Here is a 12,629-nt window from a genome sequence, read left to right as displayed (position 1 = left end):
CTCAGATCTCCGTCCCGGTCTGCTCGGTGATCCCGGCCCGCTGCCGGTAGTCGGCGACGAACCGCAACAACTCCGGCCCGCGCGGGCGTCGACCCGGTCGGATGTCCGCGCTCATCGCCTTGACCTCCTGGATGTGCACGTTGGGATCGAGCGTGATCGACGCCAGTTCGTTGGCCGCGTCGCCGCGACTCATCCCGTTGGGACCCCAGTGGAACGGCAGCCCGATCTGGTGCAGCGTGTGCCCGTCCACGGTCAGCGGACGCATGCGGCGCGTGACCATCACCCGGGCCTCGATGGCGGTGCGCGCGGTCACGATCGTCGCCCACCCCATGTGGTCGAGTCCGCGTTCGGCCGCCAGTTCGGGGGAGACCTCGCAGAAGAACTCCGGTTGCAGCTCGGCCAGATACGGCACCCAGCGGCTCATCCCGCCCGCGGTGAAGTGCTCGGTGAGCCGGTGCGTGGTCACCACGTACGGGAACACCTCGCTGCCCGGCTCGTCCCCGCTGGGATGGGAGCGGTTGTGCCGCCGGCTGAACACCTGGCGGACCGGGTTGCGCGAGTGCTCCGGGTGCAGCGGATTGGTGAACGGCGAGTCCTGCGGCTCGTAGTGCGTGGGCAGCGGACCGTCCACCAACCCGCCCGGCGCGTACAACCAGCCCTTGCCGTCCGACTGCATGATGAATGGATCGTTCCCCGCCAACGCCTCGACGCCGCGCGCCCCTTCGGGAGGGCGATAGTCGGGGGCCTTGTCCGGCGGGAAGTCCGGAACGTCGGGCCCGGTCCATCTCCCCGCGTCCGCGTCCCACCGCAGCAGCGCCTTGCGCTCGCTCCACGGCCGGCCCTCCGGGTCGGCGGAGGCGCGGTTGTACAGGATGCGCCGATTCGCCGGCCACGCCCAGGCCCATTCGGCCGCGAGCCAGTCCTGCTCGGTGTGCGGCCGGCGCCGCGCGGCCTGGTTGACGCCGTCGGCGTACACGCCGCAGTAGATCCAGCACCCGCACGAGGTGGACCCGTCGTCGGCCAACTCGGTGTAGGCGGACAGGTGTTCGCCCTTCGGTCCGAAGCCGTTGATCTCCGCGAGCACGGCCTCCGCACTCGGGTCGTCGTAGCGTCCCTCGGTCGGGTAGTCCCAGGTCAGATCCAGCACCGCGCGGTCCATCGGGTCGACGGAACCCGCGAGTTCGGCTCGGATCAGCCGGCCCAGGTGATACATGAACCACAGGTCGCTGCGCGCGTCGCCGCGCGGCTCGACCGCCTGGTGATGCCACTGCAACCAGCGGTTGGTATTGGTGAACGAGCCGGACTTCTCCGTGTGTGCCGCGGCCGGGAAGAAGAACACCTCGGTGCCGATCTCCTCGGTGCGCAACTCGCCCGTCTCGATCTCCGGGCCGTCCTTCCACCACGTGGCCGACTCGATCAGTGAGAAGTCGCGTACCACGAGCCAGTCCAACTCGGCCATGCCCAACCGCTGCATGCGCGCGTTCGCCGAACCGACCGCCGGGTTCTCGCCCATCAGGAAGAAGCCCTTGCAGATCCCGTCCAGTTGCGCCATCACCGTGTCGTAGGTGCTGTGCGAGCCGGTCAGGCGCGGCAGATGCCCGAAGCAGAAGTCGTTGTCGGCGGTCGCCGCGTCGCCGTAATACGCCTTGAGCAGGCTCACCGTGTACTTGCGCATGTCGGCCCAGTAGCCCTTGTCGGCCACCATGGTCGCGATGTAGGTGTCCAGATCCTCGTCGGCGTGCGCGTGCGGCATCGGCAGGTAGCCGGGCAGCAGATCGAACAGGGTCGGGATGTCGCTGGATCCCTGGATGCTCGCATGCCCGCGCAGGGCCTGGATGCCACCGCCGGGCCGACCCACATTGCCCAGCAGGAGCTGCAGGATCGACGCGGTGCGGATGTACTGCGCGCCCACCGAGTGCTGCGTCCAGCCCACCGCGTAGACGAAGGCCGACGTGCGCTCCCGCCCGGAGTTCTCGGTCAGCGCACGACACACCGTCGCGAACGCCTCCCGCGAGACACCGCAGGTGCGTTCGACGAACTCCGGGGTGTAGCGCGCGAAATGGCGCTTCAGGATCTGGTACACGCAGCGCGGATGGGTCAGCGTCTCGTCGCGCGGCGCGTCCGCGTGCATCTGCGCGCCGCCCGAACCGTGCGACTCGCCGCGACCGGCCGCCGCGACCGACTCCCGTTCCTCGCCCACCAGCTCGTCGTGGCGCGCGTCGCGGTCGCCCACGGCCGGCTCGACCGAACCACCCTCGTAGGCCCACGACTTCTGGTCGTAGTGCCGATGCTCGGCGTCGAGGCCGGAGAACACGCCGCCCAGGTCCTCGGTGTCCCGGAAGTCCTCGCTCACCAGCGTCGCGGCGTTGGTGTACGCGAGCACGAACTCCCGGAAGTCCTTGCCCTCGGTGAGCACATGATTGATCACGCCGCCCAGGAACGCGATGTCGGAGCCCGCGCGGATCGGTACGTGCAGGTCGGCGAGCGCACTGGTGCGGGTGAACCGGGGATCGATGTGGATCACCGTCGCGCCGCGCTTCCTGGCCTCCATCACCCACTGGAAACCCACCGGATGCGCCTCGGCGTAGTTCGAGCCCTGGATCACGATGCAGTCGGAGTGCTGGAGGTCTTGCATGAACATCGTCGCGCCGCCGCGACCGAACGTGGTCCCCAGACCCGCGACCGTCGAGCTGTGACAGACCCGGGCCTGGTTCTCCACCTGCACCACGCCCAGACCCGTGAACAGCTTTTTGATCAGGTAGTTCTCCTCGTTGTCCAGCGTCGCCCCGCCCAGACTGGCGATGCCGAGCGTGCGGGCGACGCGCATGTCGTCGTGCTCCCACTGCCAGGTCTCGCGCCGGGTGCGCACGACCCGTTCGGCGACCATGCGCATCGCGGTGTCCAGGTCGAGTTCGCCCCAGTCGCTCGCGTACGGCGCCCGGTACAGGACCCGGTCGCGGCGAGCCGAACCCGTGGTCAGCTGAAGCGTGGCCGAACCCTTGGGACACAATCGGCCCCGGCTGATCGGCGAGTCCGGGTCGCCCTCGACCTGGACCACCCGTTCGTCCTTGACGTAGACCTGCTGTCCGCAGCCCACCGCGCAGTACGGGCACACCGAACGCACCACCCGATCGGCGTCGGCGATCCGCGGCCGCAGCTCGGCGGTCGCGGTCGAACGCGCCGCCGCGCCGCGGCCGAGCCGATCGGCTCCGACGACCTGGCGCCGCACCGGCCAGTCGCGCCACCACGTACGTGGGTCCACGTCAGCTCCTTGCCGGATCCGGGCCATCGACGCAAGGCGACTACCCGGGGTGACGGCAGGCATGCGCTGCGGCCGGGTCGAATGGGGCCGGGGAGCGCGGCGTCAGCCGGCGCCGGGGAGGCGTACGCGGAGTTCGTCCCCGTTCACACGCGTCTCGAAGACCGGTTGCGGGGCGGTCGCCGGGCCGTGCACGACCTCCCCGGAGCACAACTCGAACACGCTGTCGTGCCAGGGGCAGGTCACCCGACCGTCGCGGACCTCGCCCTCGGACAGGGGACCGGACAGATGCGCGCAACGATCGGCCAGGACGTCGATTCGATCCGTGCCGCGCACCACCAACACCGGCGTCTCGCCGACGAATCGGCGCACCGGCGTGCCGAGCGGCAACGCGGACAACAGGCCGATCGGGTGCCACCGCGACCCGTCGCCCACCACGTGGGGCACCTGTTCGGCGTGGTTGACGCCGGTGGCCTGCCGGTAGGCCAGATGCCCGCCGAGCAGGCCGCCGGTGCCCACGGCGGTCAGCCCGGTCAGGGCCAACAGGCGCCCGCGGATCGGCCGTCCGCGCAGGCGGGCCCACAGGGATGCGGCGTAGAGCCCGACGGCAACCGAGTTGGCGGCGGCGTGGACCAGGCCCACGCGCTGCTGCTGCTCGTGGGTCTGGGCCCAGTCGATCGCCCCGGCCGCGGCGGCGGGCAGCGCGGCGCCCAGACCGACGGTGATCAGGACACCCGACGCGGGGCCGGTGCGCGGTACGAAGTCCAGCACCGAGGCGGAGATCCAAGCGCCGATGGGCACCTGTACCAGCAGCGGGTGCACGGGGTGTCCGATGGGGACCCCGTGTGCGGTGTCCCGAATCCTGCCCTCGGGCACCCGCCCGACGAGGCCGCGCAGCAGGGAGGCGGGCCGATCGAGGCCCCGGGCCTGCTCCAGTCGGGTGGTGATCGCCGTTGTCATTCTCATGCCCGCCCGTTGCCCCGGGATCGCCACACCATGTCCGGCAGGCGGATGAACGGCGGGCGGGGCGAGGACGGGTGCCACGATCGACGACCCGACCCTCGCGCCCTGGGCCGCTGTGCGGGCACCGCCCGGCTCAGGCCGTGATGACCTTGTGGTCGGCGCCGCCGCCGATCGAGATCTTGCGCGGCTTGGCGCGCTCGGCGATCGGGATCCGCAGGGTCAGCACGCCGCTTTCGTAGTCGGCGCGGATGCGCTCGGTGTCGAGCGTGTCGGCGAGGACGATCTGCCGGGAGAAGACGCCGACGGGTCGCTCCGACAGCTCCATCTGTACGTCCCTGCCCTTGTCCCCGTCGTTGCCCCTGGCGATCGGCTCGCGCCGGGCCTTGACGGTGAGCATGTTGCGTTCGACGTCGATGTCGATCGCCTCGCGGGTGACACCGGGCAGATCGAAGACGACCACGTACTCCTCGCCGTCACGGTAGGCGTCCATGGCCATCGCCGTCGGCCGGGAGGGGGTCCCGGGCACGAGAAGCTGCTGTGCGAGCCGGTCGAGCTCGCGGAAGGGGTCGGTACGCATCAACATCGCGAAAACACCTCCGAAAGTTTCGGTCGGAAGCGCCCTGACGGGCTGCCTGAAACTGTTGTAGCATGTCGTCGAAGCGATGACAAATAAAGACGTCATCCAAAGAGTGACGGGTGATCGGGTCGTCGGATAGATGACCACGTGGAGGTCATTCGAGTGATGACGAACCGAGAGGAGTCCGATGGATACGACCGACCCTCGGCACGAATCGACCGCTCCCCCCGCCGATGTTGCCCACCGGGTGGGGCCGGCCTCCTTTTTCGCCGCCGCGGCGGCCCTGGAGGTCATCGACGAGGCCGTCCGCGGCGCGCAGGAGCACCGGGGCAAGCAGTCCGGGGCGGACGCGGACCCCCATCGGGCGCTGGCCTCGCTCCTGCTGCTGCGCGAGATTCGCGAACGACTCGCCGGGTGGGAGAGCGGATTGATCGAAACGGCTCGGGACGCCGGGGCCAGCTGGGCCGACCTGGCCGGACCGCTGGGCGTGGCCAGCAGACAGGCGGCCGAGCGCCGCTATCTGCGCCTGCGTCCGGGGCCGGTCGGCAGCACCGGCGAGCAACGGGTCACCGCCACCCGCGAACGCCGGGCCGCCGACCGCGCCGCCACCGCCCGGGCCCGCGACAATGCCGCCGACCTGCGCCGCCTCGCCGGGCAGATCACCGCGCTCACCGACCTTCCGCCCGGCTCCCGGTCCCTCGTGGCCAGGCTCGATCGGGCGCTCGGGGCGGACGACCCCGCCGCGCTCCTTGATCCCCTCGGCGCGGCCCGTCCGCACCTGGCCGCCGCCCACCCGGATCTGGCCACCCGGATCGACGCCCTCGTGAACCCGGCGGGCGAGGGGCCGGCCGGGCGCTGAGGGCCGTGTCGATCGTGGGACCGGATTGGATTAGGCGAAATCGGTGACGTGGTCGGCCGCCCAGCGGGCGTAGGTGCGGGGTGTGGCGCCCGTCAGGTGGGACAGGGTGGAGGTGATCTCGGGTCGGGCGTCGACGGTCTCCTCCATCAGATCGAAGAGGGCGTGGACGAAGTCGGCGTCCATGAACGTGGCCATCCCTTGTCGCACCGACACGGCGTCGGCCTCCTCGAAGACGAGCCGTCGCCCGAGCGCTTCCCCGAGCAGCCGTACCTGGTCCGCCTGAGTCAGTGCCTCGGGGCCGGTCAACAGGTAGGCGCGGCCCGCGTGTCCGTCGTCGGTGAGGACCCGGACGGCGGCGTCGGCGACATCACGCTCGTGTACCGGCGCGGTGGTCGCGCCCGCATAGGGGGCCCGCACCACATCGCCGTGGGCCAACTGCATGGCGAATGCCAGCGAGTTGATCGCCGGGAAGAACAGCCGCAGGAACGTGTGCGCGATCCCCGTCGCGGCCACCGCCTGCTCGACCCGGGCGTGGTAGGCGGCGATGACGTTGGGTTGGACCGTCGCGCCGTCGACCACCGCGCCCGAGGACAGGAACACGATGCGGTGCACCCCGGCCGCGCGGGCGGCGTCGAGCAGCGCGTCCGGGGCCGTTCCGTACGGCAGCGTCAGGAACAGCGCGGTCACCCCGTCGAACGCCTCGGTGAGCGTGGCGGGATCGGTGAAGTCGCCGCGAACCACCTCTGCCTCCGCCGGCAGCCCGGCCCGCTCGGGGTCGCGACTCAGGGCGCGCACCGGGACCTTCGCCGCGGCCAGTGCCTCTACGGTCTGCCGGCCGAAGTGTCCGGTGGCTCCGGTGACCAGGATCATCGTCGTTCCCCTTTCGTGACGGCGAGGACCTCGTCGTGGTCCTCGTCCCGCTCGACGACGACGGTAGGGCGCCATTAGGAACATTACGTTCCGCATGGCGCCGCCCGTGGCTCGCGGGCCGGCCGGACCGCGGGGATGAAGCGCGTGCCCACGGGGCACACGACGCCGGTATCGATGGCCGGCCTCCCCGTGGCGGCCCGTGCGCAGGCAACGAAGACGGGTGACGGGAACCCACGCGCCCGTGGTCCCGAGATCGGCCTGACCCGGCATCCGGAACCGGTCGTGCGCCCGCTCGCCGAACCGAGTCCGCGCCGCCGGCTGGGCCTGGGCCTCTCCCGCCGCCGGCGCGGCCGGGTCGCGCGCCCGGCCGAGGAGCCGGCGGCCCGCCTCGAAGCCGAGGCGGAGGAGCCGCGCATCAGCGAAGCTTCGTGGCCGGCGGCACGCGCCGACGCCGAACCGGGCCGCGCACCCGCCGGCGTCCCCGCGAGGGGTCAAAGGACCTCCCGCAGGCGCGCGGTGAACCCGGCGGGGTCGTCGACGAAGCCGGTGTGGTCGCCGGGGAAGAGCACGGGTGCGCCGCCGAGGGCGCCGGCGAGGGCTCGGGAGGTGCGGTCGCAGAGTTGTCCGGTGGAGGCTTCGCCGATGCCGACGATGATGCGCGTGGCCACCGTGCGCAGTGCCGCGAGGTCCGGGCGCCAGTGCGTGGTGGGCCGCAACTCGTGGGCGAACCAGCGGAGTTCGTCGGCCTCCTCGCGCGGGGTGCGTTCCCCGCCGAACATCGTCTCGGCCACGCCGTCGGGTAGTACGATGCCGGCCTGGGCCAGGAACTTGGTCCAGGCGCCGGTGACATCGCCGCGCAGGCGGGTGGCGATGATGTCGTCCGTGCCGGCGTGGAGGTGCTCGCGGTCGTCGAGGAGCTCGACGAGCGGGGGTTCGTGGGCGACGACGGTGTGCACACGGTCGGGGTGGGCGCCGGCCAGGGCCAGAGCGGTGACGGCTCCACCGCTGGAGCCCACGACGGTGGCGGGGCCGAGGTCGAGCCGGCCGATGAGCCGGGCCAGGTCGGCGGCGCGCAGTTCCGGGGTGGAGTCCTGGTCGGGATCGTCGAGGGGGCTGCGGTTGATGCCCCTGGGGTCGGTGGTGAGCACGGTGTGGTCGGTGGCGAGCAGGTCGGCCAGTGGCGCGAAGGCGGCGGCGTCCATCGGGGCGCCGACGAGCGCGATCAGCGGGCCGGTGCCGCGTACCTCGTAGTGCAGGCGCGCGCCGGGGACGTCGAGGGTGCCGGTGGTGACGGAAACGTTCGTGGTCATGGGTCCTCCTCGGCCGGGGAGGCGGTCGGCCCGCCTCCTCACCATGACGACGAACGGGAACGGGCCCGATCGACACGGGCGTCGAGAATTCTTGTGCCGCGGGGTCTTCAGGCGGGGTGGCCCGGGTGCAGGTCGCGCACGGCGGAGAACATCAGCGGAGCGTGGTGCTCCGGCGGAGGTCCGGCGTCGGCGGTGCCGGCGTCGGGTTCGATGGGGGCGAGGACGAATCCGGTGTGGTCGCCGAGCCGATCCAGGCGGTGCAGGACCGTGCCGACGATGCGTACCGGGCAGTCCGTCAACAGCGGCACCCCGGCCGGACCGGGTTCCCAGGCGCAGTGGGCGAACTTGTCGACGCGGTCCCCGGTACGCTCCCCGAACAGCGCGGCCAGTGCGCGCTGCCGCTCTCCCAGTGCGTGGACGGCCAGTACCGGCGAGGCGAGCGCGATCTTGTGGGTGTGGTTGACGGCGGAAACGCACACCAGGAATCGCACCGGCTCCATGCCGCACTGCGACGCGAACCCCACCAGGCATCCGGATCGTTCGCCGGTGACGGGATGGATCGCCGTCACGACGAACATGGGGTAGTCCAGCGTGTCCGCGAATCGTTCGAACAACACCGGGCGTTTCTCCCTAGGGACGGCGGGCCAGCAGGTGGGTGTCGAGGAAGCCTCGCTCGGTGGCGGGGTCGTGGAGCAGGCGGGCGAACGGGACGAGTCCGGCCTCGGTCAGCAACTCGGCGAAGCGGTCCGCCGGCCAGCTGTAGGCGGGCGCCACCTTGTGGTCGAAGCGGATCGGCTCCGGCCCGTCGGTCCCGAAGCACGAGACCAGGAGCAGGCCGCCCGGTGCCAGGACCCGCACCTGCTCGGCGAGCAGCGCGGGCACTTCGTCGGGCGGGGTGTGGATCATCGAGTAGTGGGCCAGTATCCCGCCGAGCGCGGCGTTCTCGACCGGCAGCGCCTCCATCCGAGCCTCGTCGAAGCGCAGCGTCGGATGTGCCCGCCGAGCGTGCTCGACCATGGCCGGGGAAAGGTCGAGCCCGAAGGCGTCCAGCCCCAGTTCGTGCAGCATGGCCGTCAGATGTCCGGGCCCGCACCCGACGTCGGCCACCCGTGGGTTGCCCGTCCCGTGCACCAACTCGGCGAAGGTGCCGATCATGTTCCGCGAGAACGGGTGTGTCTCCAACCGATCGGCGAACAGCGACGCGTACAACTCGACGACGCCGTCATAGGCCGCCCTGGTCTCGTCCCGGTGCTCCGTCACGGGAAGGCAAGCTAGCATCGTGCGCGCCGCTCCGGGCGAGCGGACACGGCGAGGCGGATGGCCGCCGGACGGTATCGCCCGGTTTTCGGTCGCTCTCGCCGGGCACCGGCCCTCCCATGGTGAAAATCGGCTACACGATGATGACCGAGCAGGCCGGTCCCAAGGATCTGGTCGAGCACGTGGTGCATGCCGAGCGGGTCGGATTCGACTTCTCGGTGACGTCGGACCACTACTTTCCGTGGCTCGACGTCCAGGGGCACGCGCCGCACGCGTGGACCGTGCTGGGTGCCGCCGCGCGGGCCACCTCGACGATTCCGTTGATGACCTACGTGACCTGTCCGACCATGCGCTACCACCCGGCGATCGTGGCGCAGCAGGCCGCCACGCTCCAGCTGTTGTCGGACGGGCGGTTCCGGCTCGGATTGGGCTCCGGCGAGAACCTCAACGAGCATGTGGTGGGCGGCGGTTGGCCCGCCGTGGACGTGCGGCAGGAGATGTTGGCCGAGGCCGTGGAGATCATCCGCGCGTTGTTCGCGGGCGGCTACGTCGATCACCACGGTGCCCACTACGACGTGGAGTCCGCGAAGTTGTGGGACCTGCCCGAGTGGCCGCCGCCGATCGGGATCGCGGTGTCCGGCGAGCAGAGTTGTGCGCTCGCCGGCCGGTCGGCCGACCTGGTCATCGCGACCGAGCCGGACGCGGAGCTATTGGCCGGGTTCGACCGGCACGGCGGTGCGGGCAAGCCGCGGGTGGGGCAACTTCCGGTGTGCTGGGACCCCGATCGGGACGCGGCGATCCGGCGCGCACACGAGCAGTTCCGCTGGTTCGGCGGGGGGTGGAAGGTCAACTCGGAGCTGCCGGGTACGGCGGGCTTCGCGGGCGCGACGCGGTTCGTGCGGCCGGAGGACGTGGCCGAGGCGATCCCGTGCGGGAACGACGTGGACACGTTCGTCGAGGCGGTACGCCCCTTCGTCGAGGCCGGGTTCACCGAGGTCGCCCTCATCCAGGTCGGCGGCGATACGCAGCACGAGTTCCTGGACTGGGCCCGCGACAGGCTGCTCCCGGCGCTGCGTGGACTGTGAACCGCGCGTCGGTGGGTTCGGCCCGGAGTGGAATCGCCATCGGGGGGAAGCAGTCGATCGCGACGCCGACGTCCGGAGTCGCGTGACCATCCGCCCGGTGACTCGAGACGCCAGGGGAGCGCGCCCCCCGCGTCCCCCGGGCGACTCGTTCGGGCGGGGTCGCGAAACCAGAGGGCGAGGAGCTGTTCGGTGATCACTCTCGGCGTCGAGGAGGAATACCTCCTCGTCGATCACGACAGCGGTCTGCCCGTCCCGCGTTCGCCGGCGGTGCGCGCGGCGGCGGGGTTGCAGGCCGCGCTGAACGACGACGAGGTGCAGCCGGAACTGCTCCAGGTACAGGTCGAGGTCGCCACACCCGTGTGCGAGACGCTCGACGAGATCGGCGGCCACCTGCTGCGCCTGCGCCACGCGGTGGCCGAGGCCGCGGAGCAGTGCGGGTGCCGGCTCGCCGCGGTCGGCACCGCGCCCTTCGCGCCGGACGAGCCGGTGCCCGTCACCGACAAGGAGCGTTACCGATCCCTGCAGGTCGACGCGGCGCGCCTGGTGGACGAGGCGTTGATGAACGGGATGCACGTACATGTGGCCATACCCGATCGGGAGGCGGGGGTCGCCGTGCTCAACCGGATCCGCCCCTGGTTGTCGGTGCTGCTCGCGATGTCGGCGAACTCGCCGCTGTGGCACGGGGACGACACCGGATTCGCCAGTTGGCGCACGCTGGTCTTCGGGCGCTGGCCGGTTACCGGTACGCCGCCCCGTTTTCGGGACGCGAACGACTACGATCGGCGGCTGGACGGGCTCACCCGAGCCGGCGCGCTGGCCGATCGGGGCCGGGTGTACTGGTCGGCGCGGCTGTCGGAGCGGTTCCCCACCATCGAGGTGCGGGCCATGGACGTGCAGTTGCGCGCCGACGACGCGGTGATGCTCGCGGGACTCGTGCGCGCGCTGGTGGCCACGGCGCTGCGCGAGGAGGCGCAGGGCCGCCCGGAACTCGCTCTCGCGCCCGAACTCCTGGACGCGGCCGTCTGGCAGGCGGCCCGCCACGGCCTGTCCGGCACCCTGATCGCCCCCGACGACGGCCGCCCGCGACCGGCCCCCGAGGTCGTCGCCGCGCTGCTCGCGCACGTCGGACCGGAATTGGATCGGGCGGGCGACACCCGGCGGGTGAACTCCCTGGCCGGGCGGCTCCTGCGCGAGGGTACCGGCGCCGAACTGCAGCGCCGAGCACTTGCGGCGGCGGGACGTTCGGGCCTGACACGCATGATCACCGCGCATACCGTCGGCCTGGCCCCCGACGAGCCGCACGCGTGAGCCCCCGGCTGCGGCGGCATCGGGTCGTGACCGGTCACGGTCGGACGGGCAAGGCGAGCGGGGCGAACAGGTGTGCCATGTTCGTGATCGCCAGGATGCGCCGCAGCCGGTCGCCGGGCGCGAGGGCGAGTTCGACCCGGCCGTCGGCGGCCTTGGTCCGTGCGTGCAACAGGACGTGGAGCACGGTGCTGTCGCAGAAGGTCACCCCTCGCATGTCCACGTCGACGCGGCATGCCCCGTGATCCAGCGCGGTGTCGAGGGCGGAGCGCAGCAGCGGCGCGGTGTCGATGTCGATTTCCCCGCTGACGCGCAGGAGCAGGCGGTCGCCGTACGGCATGACCCGTACGCGCAGGTGTGTGGCCGTTTCCCGATGGCGACGGCCGGGGCGACGCGCCGTCGCGGCGGGCGCCGGGCGGCGGTTGCGGGGTCGGCGTGAAGACATGGATGTTCCCTCACACGTCTGACAGGTGGGGACAGGTCGCAAGCGCGAAACGAGACGATGGGGATGATGGGGACCGACCCGGGTCGATCCTTCTCGTCAAGGATCCGACGCAACCCAACATGCGTCAAGTTATTCAGGAACTTCATTTCAGGTATCGTGTTGCCGGAATGAACGACCTTACGATGGCCTCATGAGTGATGCGGACGCGTCCCGACCGTCGTGGACGTTTTTCACCAGCCACGCCCGTGTGCTCTCGGTGATCGCCAGGGATCCCGAGGCGAGGGTGCGCGACATCGCGGCCGTGTGCCTGCTGACCGAGCGCGCCGTCCAGGGCATCCTGGCGGACCTGGAGGCCGGCGGATACCTGACCCGGCAGCGCAACGGACGGCGTAATACGTACCGGGTCGTGCCCGGAACGGAGGTGCGGCATCCGGCGGACCGGGGCCGGGCCGTCGCCGACGCCCTCGACCTGCCGGTGGAGCCATTCCCCGGCGGTGCCGGCACGTCGGCCGCTTCCGGTGGCTCCGGTGCGCCCGGCGGCTCCGGTGCGCCCGGGGATCGTGATTCGCCCGGCGACCGTGCTGTGCACGGCGATCGTGAAGCGCCGGGGCGGGCGGACGAGGGGCCCTTCGAGCACGAGGCGCATTGACGATCGCCGGCGGACGCGACTCGGCGTCCGGCGTCGCCGTACGCCTGAAA

The 12,629-nt window shown here is 71.5% G+C and carries 12 protein-coding genes; 4 read left to right on the top strand and 8 right to left on the bottom strand.

The window, feature by feature from the left end:
• Position 1 precedes the first annotated feature (1 nt).
• The 3 genes from fdh to ACFXKZ_RS20290 all read right to left on the bottom strand — a co-directional run bounded on the left by fdh (position 2) and on the right by ACFXKZ_RS20290 (position 4,805).
• Positions 2-3,289 (bottom strand): formate dehydrogenase, encoded by a 3,288-nt coding sequence (gene fdh / locus ACFXKZ_RS20300; RefSeq protein WP_380002270.1) that lies wholly within the window; start codon positions 3,287-3,289, stop codon positions 2-4.
• A gap of 75 nt (positions 3,290-3,364) precedes the next feature.
• Positions 3,365-4,225, bottom strand: a complete 861-nt coding sequence (locus ACFXKZ_RS20295; RefSeq protein WP_380002269.1) for a Rieske 2Fe-2S domain-containing protein — start codon at positions 4,223-4,225, stop codon at positions 3,365-3,367.
• A 130-nt stretch (positions 4,226-4,355) separates the two neighbouring features.
• Positions 4,356-4,805 (bottom strand): Hsp20/alpha crystallin family protein, encoded by a 450-nt coding sequence (locus ACFXKZ_RS20290; RefSeq protein ID WP_380002268.1) that lies wholly within the window; start codon positions 4,803-4,805, stop codon positions 4,356-4,358.
• A gap of 181 nt (positions 4,806-4,986) precedes the next feature.
• Between ACFXKZ_RS20290 and ACFXKZ_RS20285 the strand changes: the two genes are divergently transcribed.
• The gene (locus ACFXKZ_RS20285; protein WP_380002267.1) at positions 4,987-5,658 is read left to right on the top strand and encodes a type III effector protein; all 672 of its coding nucleotides are present in this window, start codon (positions 4,987-4,989) and stop codon (positions 5,656-5,658) included.
• 30 nt (positions 5,659-5,688) lie between these two features.
• Here ACFXKZ_RS20285 and ACFXKZ_RS20280 read toward each other — a convergent pair whose 3' ends face one another.
• The 4 genes from ACFXKZ_RS20280 to ACFXKZ_RS20265 form a co-directional block, all read right to left on the bottom strand.
• Positions 5,689-6,528: an SDR family oxidoreductase gene (locus tag ACFXKZ_RS20280; protein WP_380002266.1), complete on the bottom strand. Its 840-nt coding sequence runs from the start codon at positions 6,526-6,528 to the stop codon at positions 5,689-5,691.
• Between the two features lie 491 nt (positions 6,529-7,019).
• Positions 7,020-7,838 (bottom strand): alpha/beta fold hydrolase, encoded by an 819-nt coding sequence (locus tag ACFXKZ_RS20275; protein WP_380002265.1) that lies wholly within the window; start codon positions 7,836-7,838, stop codon positions 7,020-7,022.
• A 107-nt stretch (positions 7,839-7,945) separates the two neighbouring features.
• A complete protein-coding gene (locus ACFXKZ_RS20270; protein WP_380002264.1) occupies positions 7,946-8,455 on the bottom strand; it encodes a flavin reductase family protein in 510 nt (169 codons plus the stop codon).
• 13 nt (positions 8,456-8,468) lie between these two features.
• Entirely contained in the window at positions 8,469-9,098 is a 630-nt protein-coding gene (locus tag ACFXKZ_RS20265) for a methyltransferase domain-containing protein (RefSeq protein ID WP_380002263.1), read from the bottom strand.
• Between the two features lie 116 nt (positions 9,099-9,214).
• Here ACFXKZ_RS20265 and ACFXKZ_RS20260 point away from each other — a divergent pair, with 116 nt between their 5' ends.
• The gene (locus ACFXKZ_RS20260) at positions 9,215-10,180 is read left to right on the top strand and encodes an LLM class F420-dependent oxidoreductase (RefSeq protein WP_380002262.1); all 966 of its coding nucleotides are present in this window, start codon (positions 9,215-9,217) and stop codon (positions 10,178-10,180) included.
• Between the two features lie 189 nt (positions 10,181-10,369).
• Complete coding sequence (locus tag ACFXKZ_RS20255; protein WP_380002261.1) at positions 10,370-11,488, top strand: glutamate--cysteine ligase; 1,119 nt, start codon at positions 10,370-10,372, stop codon at positions 11,486-11,488.
• Positions 11,489-11,522: 34 nt separating this feature from the next.
• Here ACFXKZ_RS20255 and ACFXKZ_RS20250 read toward each other — a convergent pair whose 3' ends face one another.
• The gene (locus ACFXKZ_RS20250) at positions 11,523-11,930 is read right to left on the bottom strand and encodes an STAS domain-containing protein (RefSeq protein ID WP_380002260.1); all 408 of its coding nucleotides are present in this window, start codon (positions 11,928-11,930) and stop codon (positions 11,523-11,525) included.
• A gap of 190 nt (positions 11,931-12,120) precedes the next feature.
• On the opposite strand from ACFXKZ_RS20250, the gene ACFXKZ_RS20245 reads away from it, so the two are divergent.
• On the top strand, positions 12,121-12,579 hold the full coding sequence (locus ACFXKZ_RS20245) for a MarR family transcriptional regulator (protein ID WP_380002259.1): 459 nt from the start codon (positions 12,121-12,123) through the stop codon (positions 12,577-12,579).
• The last annotated feature ends 50 nt before the right edge of the window (positions 12,580-12,629 follow it).

It is taken from the genome of Embleya sp. NPDC059237 (assembly GCF_042754105.1).
Lineage (GTDB): Bacteria > Actinomycetota > Actinomycetes > Streptomycetales > Streptomycetaceae > Embleya.
The sequence above is the reverse complement of the archived record's forward strand: the minus strand, read 5'-3'. Positions and strand labels throughout refer to the sequence as shown.

What these genes read in the sequence shown, in the direction of transcription:
- ACFXKZ_RS20290 (WP_380002268.1), bottom strand. Translation starts at nt 4,805, where the DNA reads ATGTTGATGCGTACCGACCCCTTCCGCGAGCTCGACCGGCTCGCACAG.
- ACFXKZ_RS20275 (WP_380002265.1), bottom strand. Translation starts at nt 7,838, where the DNA reads ATGACCACGAACGTTTCCGTCACCACCGGCACCCTCGACGTCCCCGGC.
- ACFXKZ_RS20280 (WP_380002266.1), bottom strand. Translation starts at nt 6,528, where the DNA reads ATGATCCTGGTCACCGGAGCCACCGGACACTTCGGCCGGCAGACCGTA.
- ACFXKZ_RS20285 (WP_380002267.1), top strand. Translation starts at nt 4,987, where the DNA reads ATGGATACGACCGACCCTCGGCACGAATCGACCGCTCCCCCCGCCGAT.
- ACFXKZ_RS20260 (WP_380002262.1), top strand. Translation starts at nt 9,215, where the DNA reads ATGGTGAAAATCGGCTACACGATGATGACCGAGCAGGCCGGTCCCAAG.
- fdh (WP_380002270.1), bottom strand. Translation starts at nt 3,289, where the DNA reads ATGGCCCGGATCCGGCAAGGAGCTGACGTGGACCCACGTACGTGGTGG.
- ACFXKZ_RS20245 (WP_380002259.1), top strand. Translation starts at nt 12,121, where the DNA reads ATGAGTGATGCGGACGCGTCCCGACCGTCGTGGACGTTTTTCACCAGC.
- ACFXKZ_RS20250 (WP_380002260.1), bottom strand. Translation starts at nt 11,930, where the DNA reads ATGTCTTCACGCCGACCCCGCAACCGCCGCCCGGCGCCCGCCGCGACG.
- ACFXKZ_RS20295 (WP_380002269.1), bottom strand. Translation starts at nt 4,225, where the DNA reads ATGAGAATGACAACGGCGATCACCACCCGACTGGAGCAGGCCCGGGGC.